The organism is Geothermobacter hydrogeniphilus (assembly GCF_002093115.1).
Taxonomy (GTDB): Bacteria; Desulfobacterota; Desulfuromonadia; order Desulfuromonadales; family Geothermobacteraceae; genus Geothermobacter_A; species Geothermobacter_A hydrogeniphilus.
The window spans coordinates 129,484-140,284 of the sequence record NZ_NAAD01000009.1; the positions used below are offsets into that span (position 1 = coordinate 129,484).

General features: G+C 58.5%; 2 protein-coding genes. Both read left to right on the plus strand.

The annotated features are described in order from the left end of the window. The first annotated feature begins 123 nt into the window (after positions 1-123). A complete protein-coding gene (locus B5V00_RS08815; RefSeq protein WP_172399680.1) occupies positions 124-8,256 on the plus strand; it encodes a CxxxxCH/CxxCH domain c-type cytochrome in 8,133 nt (2,710 codons plus the stop codon). Between the two features lie 240 nt (positions 8,257-8,496). Then, on the plus strand, positions 8,497-10,801 hold a 2,305-nt coding region (locus B5V00_RS08820), incomplete at its 3' end, for a hypothetical protein (protein ID WP_172399681.1).

Sequence of the window (10,801 nt, forward strand, 5' to 3'; positions counted from 1 at the left end):
CTCGAGTTAGGGCTTAACAGGATGATAGGAGCTTTGTTCATGAGGCGGAAAACCTGGATCGGCATTTTGTTTGCTGTAGCGTGCGTTCTCGTCAGTGCGTCGTTTGCCACTGCGAACATCCGCATGCATGACTTTGACTGCAAGGAGTGCCACACCTCGACCCTGGCAGTTAACAGTGTTGACAACAACGTATGCCTTAAGTGCCACACTGGAACCTTGCCTCCGGTCAATTCGTTTGCCGACCCGGCGAGGAACGGCAGCTCCGCACACAGTGCGTTTACCGGTGGTGATACCAGCGACGCTCTGGGATCCGTAACCGCCAAGGGGTTGACTCCCGGCAACCAGACCTCCCATTTCTGGGCGGGAACGGCCACCAAGCCCGAGGCCGGAGCCCAGGAACCGACGACCTTTTTCTCCGCAGCCCTGCAGCGTCCTCTCAGCTATTCCCGCGGTTCCGTGACCTGTTCACGTTGTCATGACCCCCATGGATACTATGACACCAATCCGCAACTGCTGATGAATACCAGCTTGTCGACCCCGACCAAGGAACCGCTCTGTCTCGATTGTCATCGCGCCTGGGACAACCAGAACAGCCACGGTATCACCACCCACCCGATGAACGTTGATCTGGCCGCCGCCGCCGCCAGTTTTCCGAATAAATACAAAGCGACTCCTGATAATACGAATGTAGCCAACGGCAATGTCACCCTGGTCAACGGCAAGGTTTCCTGTTCTTCCTGTCATGGTGTCCACGGGGTTGATTCAGATGCTTCGACGGCCGATGGCATCGGTACCAATAATGTCGGTGACGGCCTGTTGCTCAAGCACAATGGCCCCGGAAAAGAGACACCCGATACGTCGATCTGTCAGTCCTGCCACAAGTATAAGGGACATGGGAACATTGCGACCGGCTCTCCGCTCGGATGTCTGACCTGTCATGGCGGTCATGAATACGACCCCAATGGTCAGCCGAACGTCTACATGCTCAAGAAACAGATCACCCTCGACACCACCAAGATCAAGTCGACCGGGTCGGTTAACGACACCGTTGCTCTTGATTACACCACCTATCCGCCGGCACCCAATTACGACAATGGCGGTGGAAACGGCAGTCTCTGCCTTTCCTGCCATGATTTCCCGGCCGGACATCAGGCGGGCGCTACCTGTTCCGACTGCCATTCCCACGACAATCAAAACGGTACATTTGCTGCCAGCTGCGGATCCTGCCACGGATATGCACCGTCGCTCAATGCTCCGGGTGACACCAATCAGGGCGGTTACGCCAAGTCAACCCAGACGACCAATGACTACAGCGCATCCGGTGTGTTCAAGGATGAGTCCGCGACCCCGCACGCAACCCACGCCAACGGTGCTGGAAATTACAGCTACGGCTGTACTGTCTGCCACGGGGATGCTTCCGGACAGCTCGGCTCGGCCGACCATGATGCCGGGACATTCCAGCAGGTCATGGACGCCGCCGTCGGCACCCTCGATCCGCTGACCACCAACAATGGCGCGACGTCACCGACTTACACCGCCACCGGTTCCGGCACCTGTAACGCCACCTACTGCCACTCCAACGGTGCTCCGATCGGTGGCGTGGCCTTCCAGCCGGTTTCCGTTTCCTGGGCGAACGGCAAGGGAACCATCTTCACCCCGACCAATACCACTGACAACGAGTGTCAGCAGTGTCACGGCAATACCGCTGCCACCATGAACGGCAAAGACTCCGCTCTGCATCAGCAGCATCTTGGTGCCGGCACCATGCTCGGCAGGACATTCGACTGCTCGGTCTGCCATTCGACCGTTGCCGTCAGTAACACCGAACTTCAGTCGACTGCCATCGGTGGCGATCATGTCAACGGCAGCAAGGATGTTTCCTTTGACGGTAACTTCTCTCTCGGCGCCGGTACTCTCGGCGGTGGTTCCTACGGGGCCGCGACCTGTTCCGTTTACTGCCATTCGAACGGTAAAGCCGGGGGGGAAAGCTCTCCGAACTGGACCAATTCCGCCAGCGGACAGTGCGGCACATGTCACCAGGTCAATGCGACTGGCGATACCGGCGCGGCTCTGACCGGCGCCCACGCCAAGCATCTCTTCGATGTCAATGGCCCACAGCTTTCCTGTGATGACTGTCATGGCGCCAATGCCGCTGTCGGAAAACATGCCAATCATATCAACGGCGCTATTGACGCTCCGGCCCAGGCTGTCTGTGACGCCTGTCACGGCGCGACGTCCGGCCAGACCGCCGGGCCTGATCGCGAGCCGATCTGGACTGACGCCACCAGCGTCGATTGTGAGACCTGCCATACCGGCAGTGCCATCGCCGTTGTCAAAGGCAAAACCGCTCCGGCACAGAACAGCTTCGGCACTCTCGGTCACGGCAAGGCCAGTATTGCCGGTCCGGCCTGTACCGGGTGCCACGACACCTCGGCCGGAAAGCACTTCGACGCCACCAGCGGTGATCCGCAGCTGACCGGTGGTTCCACCGTTGTTGCTGATGACGCCTTCTGTCAGACCTGTCATGGTCCCAAGGCGGCCCACTTCACCGCTACGGTCAGCACCAATGCCAATACCTGCTATTTCTGTCATGAACCGCACGGCAACGGCGTCGGCGCCGGCTTCGATGCCATGCTGCTGAGCAGTGTCGGTCCGGCCGGTGCCAAGGCCCCTGCTGCCGTGACCGGATTCACCGACAAGACCCAGGCTTCGAGCTACTGGAATGCCAGCAATACCGGCCTCTGTCAGGTCTGCCATGACCCGGCAGGCGGTACCGGTGGTATCAACCACTACAATCGTACGACTGCAGACGGTCACAACAGCACAACGGTTTGTACCACCTGTCACAATCACAACGACGCATCAGTCGCCTTCAAGGCCAGTGCGACGACGTGTGAGGGTTGTCATGCCGGCACCATTGCCAGCAACGGTCACCCAGCTCATGTCAACAAGAATGGCGGCATTATTGACGCCGACAAGAGTGACTGTGCAGCCTGCCATGGTGCACAGGTCAATGGCGCCGATCCGTATACCCTCACCGGCGGCGGTGGCGGCCTGCACCAGAACGGCACGGTTGATTTCGCGGCCGGTATCGCCGACGGCGGCACCACTCCGGCGGTGACCTGTAGCGCTGCCTGCCACAGCACCACCAGCGGCAAGGCTGCGGTCTGGAACAGCGGTACCATCGCCTGTGACGCCTGTCACGGCCAGCCGCCGGCAGATGGTGGTGGCGACGGCCTCGCTCACAGTAAACATGTCGCCCTGACCGGTGTTGACTGTACAACCTGTCATGGCGCTCCGATGCCGACCGATCAGACACATGTCAGCAGTGTCGCCGGCACCGACCTGCAGATCCTGCAGGACATGGCTCAGGCGGTAGCTGATGAAGCCAACGTTGTCGTCACGACCTGGGATGATGCCAATAATACCTGTGCCAATACTGCCTGTCATAACCCGTCCGGTGACACGCATGCTGCCGACTGGGATACCAGCAACAGTACCGGCAATTGTACTCTCTGTCATGGCGGGCTGCCCGCATCCGGTGATGCCATGGCCAGTAATGCGCATGGATCACATGTCAATAATGCTGCGGAAATTGGTGACAATATTGACTGTTTCAAGTGCCATGTCGATACGACGGCTGGCGGAACCAATCCCGCGCATCTGAACAATACTGTTGATATCATCACCAACGCCGATCCGCTTATCGGTCTTGGTTACAACGGGGATATCGGAGTAGGTGCCCCCTATGGTTCCTGTAATTCCAAGGTTTGCCATACTGAAGGCGGCAATGCTCCCGGAGGACCGAACCCTGGTAGCGTGATTGCATCTCCGGTCTGGAATGGTACCGGGTTCAACTGCAGTACCTGTCACGTGGATACCGGCAATCCTCCGGCAGCTGGGAACCCCTGGCCTGCCAGCGGTGATCATGCCGCTCACATGGGCGCCACCCGCGTCAGCAATGGGATGGCCTGTACCACCTGCCATGCCAATACCGCCGCCAGCAACAGCTCGATCAAGGCCGGCGGCAACCATCTCAACGGCAACTGGAATGATTTCGTTCCGGGCGGCAATTACAACGGTACTCCTGTTACCGTAGGAACTTACACCGCCGGAGTTCCGTCCTCCTGTAACAACGTCAGTTGTCATGCGGCGGGTGGTGTTCGGACATGGCAGCCAGCCAGTGGCTGTTCTTCCTGTCATGGTGATCTGAGTTATGTCGGACCGACCCATACGGCCCATATCGATATCACCGGTTCGATTGATGCCGATGTGTCTGAATGTGTCATTTGTCACGGGCCTGATGTCAATACCTACACTCCGACCGGCGGAGATGGCGGCAGCGGCACCCATCAGGATGGCACCATTCAACTCCAGCCGGGAATTACCGCCGCTGCCAGCGGGTGTGCTTCAGCCTGTCACGGTTCCAGTGCTGCGGATGGTTTCTGGACCGATACCAACGGCCTGAATTGCACTGCCTGTCACAACAACGGTACCAATGACAATAATATTGCCAATGCCGCGCCCGCGACCGGAGCCCATGCCGCCCATGTGACGACTCAGGGGCTGACCTGCGACAACTGTCACAGTGCCGGAACAACCCTGCCGACGGATACCAGCCACATCTCCGGTCTCAACGCTTCCGGTGCGGCCGGTGCCAACCAGGGTGAAACTCTTACCAACAAGGCAACCCCGGTGGCCGATAATGCCACTGTCGATGACAGCAGTTTCGATCAGGCCGGCAACACCTTTGACGATGTTAACAACACCTGTTCGAACACCTATTGTCATGATCCGTCCAACAGCACCCAGAGTGCTGACTGGGATACTGATGTAGCGTCCTGTGCGCTCTGTCACGGTGATGACCAGCCTGGCACCAAGATGGCGACCGGAACCCATGGCAACCATCTCAACGCTACGACGACTTTCGGTCTGACTGTTACTTGCGATAAGTGTCACCCCGACAATACGGGTAATTATGGTCACTTCATCAAATCCACTGCCCCGACCATCGTCAACCAGGCGGTGCAGTTCGGCGGTACGGTGATCACCGGTGCCCAGCTGAGTCCGGTCGTGGATGGCAAGTACTCGGGTGAAGTGGCCCTGCCGAACAGCGGCTACGGTTCCTGTGGCACCACTGCCTGCCACAACAACGGCCAGGGCGGCGCCCCCAACAACAGCACCTACACCTGGGGCACCACCAATATCCAGAATTGCCTGTTGTGCCACAACAACCTGCCGACCACCGGTGCCCACGCGACCCACCTTGACGGCAACATCAAGTACGGGCCCTATGCCAAGGTCGGCGGGTCCACCAATTGCGGCCGTTGTCATGCCGCCAATGCCGGCAACACCAGCATGGCCGGTCAGGCGACCCACATCAACGGCACCATCACCTTTGCCGGCGGTGCGGAAGTTGCCAGTGGCGCTATCGGCACCGATACCACCGTTACCGTCTGCGATACCTGTCATGGTGGGACCACGGCGGTCAATCTTGCCTCGACCGGTGCCAAGGCGACCTGGTCCGCCGGTGGGCCGGTGGCCTGCGAATCCTGTCATGGTGATTACAACCAGGCGAATGTTGACGGCGCCCTGGCCCCGGTTCGGGCCGGCACCGCCTATGACAACAATGGCCACGGCAAGACCGGAGTCGGCAAAGCCTGCGTCGACTGCCATGACCACGCCGGCGACCACATCGGCTACACCACAAACCGCCTCAATACCATCGGCGGCAAGGATTACAACGTCGACCCGAACGGCTTCTGCAACGCCTGCCACACCGGCGTGCCGAATTCTGCCGTACACTATGCCAACACCCAGACGGCAGGTGGTACATCCAGTGATGCTTTGACCTGTGTCACCTGTCACGATCAGCATGGCCAGAACGGTGGTCAGGATGCGATGATCGCTTCCACCATCCAGACTCGCACCGTCAGCGGATTTACTGATAAAACCCTGCGTAGCAGTTATGCCAATGCCGCCAATCAGGGTGTCTGTCAGGTCTGCCATGATCCGTCTGAGGTGCAGCACTTCAACCGCACCACCGAGCAACTGACCACGCACAACGCCGGTCAGATCTGTACCACCTGCCACAGCCACACCAGCACGCCGATTTTCAAACCGAGCGGCTGCAACGGTTGTCATGGTGGCGGTACCATCGGCACAAATGCCGCCAACTACTGGCCTGACGGCAATGACGGAGCGGCCGGTCCGGATGATGCCGGACGCCATCTCAAGCATATGAATGTTCTGGCCGAGCGCGTTTATGGCATGACGGCGGTGCAACTGCTTGACCAGCCGACCGCCGACGCCGCGCAGAAGGCGCTCTGTGAATACTGTCATGCCGCGAACACCAACGACAGCGATCACGGTTCCACCGCCAACCTGCCGGCCGAGGTCTTTGTCGACAAGGACAATGTGCGTCACGCCAAGAGCCTTTGGGGGGCTGCTGATCCTGACGCGTCCTACGCGGCCGGCAGTTGCTCCAATATCGACTGCCATAACAGCAAGGTGACCGGAACCGGAACCTACGGCTGGTACGACGCCGGTACCAGCACCTGTACCATGTGTCATACTCCGGGTGCCGCCGGGGCCAACCCGAACACCGGTCTGCACACCGTGGTCAACAACCCGACCGAGGTTCAGGTGCATGACAATACCCTCGGTACCGGTTGTACCGAATGTCATAACAGCCTGCCGGCGATTGATAACACCGGCGCTTCAACCCACATCAACGGAACCTTTGCAGCCGACAGTGCGGTCAACACCGATCGTGGTATCAGTGTCAGCGGCAACATCACCGCCTTTACTCAGGCTGCCAGCGGTACAGACGATTCCTGTGCTTCCAACTGTCACAGTGATGGCGGCACCTGGCAGCGGTTGTGGAGCAAGGATGCAGATTCCACATCCAATGCGGTCGGTGCCCCGCGCTGTAATGTCTGTCACGGGTATCTCAATAACTGGCGGACCGGTATGACCCCGGATCACAGCACCAAGACGGCGATCAATAACGGCACTCACGGCAACTGTTCCACCTGCCATGTCCGCCCGAACGCGCCATACGATGTCGCGACCTATCACGATGCCAGTTCGACCCTCGGCAGCCCGACTGAACTCGGTTCGCCTGCTCACGCGGTAGAGATGAACGATACCGTCGGTTACGACATGGCCGCCGGAAACTGCACCAATATCTGCCATACCAACGATGCTCAGCATACGCTCGGCACCTCGGCCCACTTCCCGGCCAACGGCCTGGCGGGTCCGGCGGCGGACTGCAACACCTGTCACCTGGCAACCGGCGGCAGCAACAACTCCAATACCGTCGGCAGCTATACCTTCAACAACCGTGTCGGGGCTCATGCCAAGCATGTCGCTTCGGCGGCTACGGCCTACGGCGACACGGTGGACCACTCCACTGCCGCCAACTACGATTTCGGCTGCGGACTCTGTCATCCGGCCAACAGTGCCAACCATCAGAATGGTATCCTGGATGTGGTCCTGACGCCGTCTGATGCTCCGAGCAGCATCAAGGGCAAGAATGACGCGTCAGCCGCCTACAGCGGCGGCACCTGTTCGGCCATCTACTGTCACAGTGATGGGGTCAATGTCGCTGCCGGCAGTAGCCCGGACTTCCTGACAGGCAGCTTCACCAATCCCAACGGCGACTACTGCCAGAACTGCCATGGCAACCAGCCGACCACCAGCAGCCATCCGAAGCATGTCATCGGTATCCACAGCGATGACGTTTACAGCGGGACCACCGGCAAGCTGGCCGAAGCCGGTGCCAGTGGTGCCGGACACGGTGATGTCGGGACCGCCCTGACCATCACCTGTGCGGTCTGTCACAACAGTACCGTCAGCCAGTGGTACAACGGCAACAACACCGCCTGCGTCAGTTGTCACGGCAGCACCGGATCAGCGACCGACAAGACCGTGATCACCAGCGCCGATCTGGACAAGTCCTTCCATGTCAACGGCACCAAGGACGTGGTCTTTGCTCCGGTCAACCCGCTGCGGTCCAAGGCCCAGGTCCGTGACTTTACTCCTGGTGAACCGGAGCTGAACAACAACTGGACAAGAACCAACGGCTACAAGGTCGGAGCCACGTCCCATGATGCCGGTGTCAAACTCGATACTGCCACCATGTGGACCGGCGCCACCAAGAACTGTACGGTCACCTGTCACAACGGCAACCCGGCCACCTGGGGAACCACCGGGGCATCCTGTGACCTCTGTCATAACCAGCTTCCCAAGTAAGGAGTGAGACCAGTGCGCGGTCTGAAACAGCTTGGGAAGATCAGTCACAACGCCGGCCGGGGGGCTTCGGCCCCCCGGTTCCTGGCAACTTCCCGAAGGAGAATCTGAACAATGAAGAGACGATTTCGGGACGTTTTTTTTGGCTTATGTAATCGACAAGTGAATGAAGAAACTGTGAATAAAGTAAACGATAATGAGGTGAGGACGGCTATGAAGGATGGAATCTGGAGGAAAACCTGGATGTTCAGATTTGCACACCTGGCCTTGATGGCCGTTCTGGCGATGGGATTGGGATTGTTTGGTACGGTTGACAATGCCGTTGCCTACAGTGCCGGTGACCCGATCTATATCAATCTCACGGCCAGCAACTATTGCCCCTCCCAGGGACAGAATTTTACCCTGACGGTGACGTTGACTGACTTTGACGGCAATCCGGTTACCGGCCAGTCGGCCAACCTGACGCTTAAGAAGGTAGATGACGTCAACAAGTCAAAACCGACACATACTTTTGGTACCGCGGCTGGTGATTTTACTGATAATGGCGACGGTACCTACACCCAGACCGGTAGTATCAGTGATAGCGGCAATGACCCCTATTACGCCGAAGTTGAGTGGGCCAGCGGCAACTACAAGATGAAAGCGGCTGTCACCCTGAATGTCGGTGCTGCATGCAGTGCTTCGGTCCCGGCTCAGTTCGATTCCGCACCCGACTATGTCTACTATCCGACCAGTGGCACAGTGGTCGCGAAGTTCCGTCTGCTCGACCAGCAGGGCAATCCCTACACCGGTGCCACCCTCGAGTTGGGCAATGCCGGAAACGGTGGACAGAATACGATGTACATCAACAAGGTCGAAAGTATCAACAAGGATACGATGACCTGGACGGTTTCCTCGGCGACCGATAATGGTGACGGGACTTATGATTTTGTTATCGATTACTCCGGTGGAATCAATCAAATCTGGGTTGTTGAGGCCCGTTACGAGTATGACGCAGCTGCCAATGTGAAACTCACCAGCAACTTCGCCTTCGAGATCAATACCACTCAGACCAGTGGCGGGAGTCCAACCGGAACTCCGCCGATCAATCCGGGCGCACCCGGACTGACTGCACCTCCATGTAGCGCAACCGCTCCCACCGATCTGGTTGCCGTTGCTCCCAATCCGACCCAGGTCGATCTGACCTGGACGTACGACGGAACCAATAACAACTACTACACCATCTATCGTGGTGGTACCCAGATCGCCACCAACGTCACCACCGGTTCCTATACCGACAGCACTGTCGCGGCGGGAACGGCTTACAGTTATACGGTGCGCGGTCATAACAATACCGATGCTTGCGACAGCGCCGATTCGAATATCGCCAATGTCACGACACCGGCCTGTACCGAGTTGACACCTTCCTCGATCAGCTTCAATGGCGTCAATACTGCGGCAGGTGATTTCAGCGGCGCGAGCATGGTCACCCCGGTAGATCTGATGAATCTCGAATTTCGCGTGACCGAAGGTACGGGTGGCGGGGCACCGTTCAGTCAGACCGATAATTTTGATGCGAACAATTTTGGGAACTGGACACCTTCAGATACCAATACCTCTAACAACTGGTTGCTGGACGCCAATACCACCCCTTCTAGCAATGTGGGGCCGAGCGGAGACCATACAGGAGGTGGGTATTACGCATACACCGAGTCAAGCAGTGGTTCCTATCCTGAAACCTACTGGCTGACCAGTAATGTCCTTGATGGTTCGACCTATGCGCTGAATCTTGACTTCTGGTGGAACATGAATACCGACACGGATCTCAGCTGCGAATTGCATGTCGATGTTTCCACTGATGGCGGCACCAACTGGACCAATTCGGTATGGTCTCGAACCAACAATCCCAATAGCGGAGATGTCTGGGTAAATCAAAACGTCGATCTGTCCGCCTATACCAGCAATAATTTAGAGGTGCGATTCCGTACAATTTCATCAAGTTGGAGATGTGACACCGCACTGGATGATATCGTGATTTCAGGTCCTGCCCGTGCCACCGAGGTTGAGCGCCTGGCCTGGAACCCCGACCCGCAGGAGGCATCAGCCATCCTGACCAACGGCAACAGCTACAATCTCTATGCCCGCGGCACTGACCCCGAGTGCGGCACTGTCTACTATGTCGGCGGCACCACCACCCCGGGTAACAGCCAGTCCTTCACCTGGAGTTCCTGTACCGAGACCACGACCCTCAACGCCCCGACCTTTTCCCCTGCCACCACGCCGATTACCGGCCCGGTTACTGTAACCGCGACGGGTACCGCAACCGGCATCCAGGTCAGTTGGAGTGAGGACGGCGGCGCGACCTGGAGTACCTGGTTCGCCAATGGAGCCACCTACACGCCGACCTCCTGTATCACCGGCAATGTCATTTTCCGTGCCCGGGGTACCGGAACCTGCGGCACCTTGACAGCCCAGTCGGCTGCGGCCGCCTTCGATACCACCGACAAGGACGTGGCCACCCTGACGACCACCAATCCGAGCCCCGCCACCGGCATCGTCACCATCCAGG

What these genes read in the sequence shown, in the direction of transcription:
- B5V00_RS08815 (WP_172399680.1), top strand. Translation starts at nt 124, where the DNA reads ATGCATGACTTTGACTGCAAGGAGTGCCACACCTCGACCCTGGCAGTT.